At 71.9% G+C, this 338-nt stretch carries 1 protein-coding gene; it reads left to right on the top strand.

All coding sequences use genetic code 11. The annotated features are described in order from the left end of the window. Positions 1 to 174: DUF664 domain-containing protein (locus tag K4G64_RS39645; RefSeq protein ID WP_221760667.1), on the top strand; the 174-nt coding region annotated here is incomplete at its 5' end. Between the last annotated feature and the right edge of the window lie 164 nt (positions 175 to 338).

Raw genomic sequence — 338 nt, 5'->3', positions numbered from 1 at the left:
CGGCGCAACGCGGCCCGCTTCGGCCTGGACGACATCACCGAGGGCAAGCACCGCCGCACCGGCGAGCGGTTCAACCTGCGGTGGCTCTACACGCACATGATCGAGGAGTACGCGCGGCACAACGGCCACGCCGACCTGCTCCGCGAGCGCATCGACGGCGCGACCGGCGACTGACGCCGCCCCTGCGTCACCCCTGTCACACCGGCGCCCTTCGTACGGGGCGCGAGATCACCCGTGCGGGGCATGATCCGCCTGTCCGCCGCCCCACCGCGGGCCGGACGCACCAGAGTTGCGCGGATGCATCGAACGACGACCACAGCGACGCTCCTGGTGACCGT

The organism is Streptomyces sp. WAC04114 (genome assembly GCF_019733245.1).
In the GTDB taxonomy this organism is placed as follows: Bacteria; Actinomycetota; Actinomycetes; order Streptomycetales; family Streptomycetaceae; genus Streptomyces; species Streptomyces massasporeus_A.
Note: the sequence above shows the minus strand (reverse complement) of the source record. Positions and strands in the feature narration are given on the sequence as shown.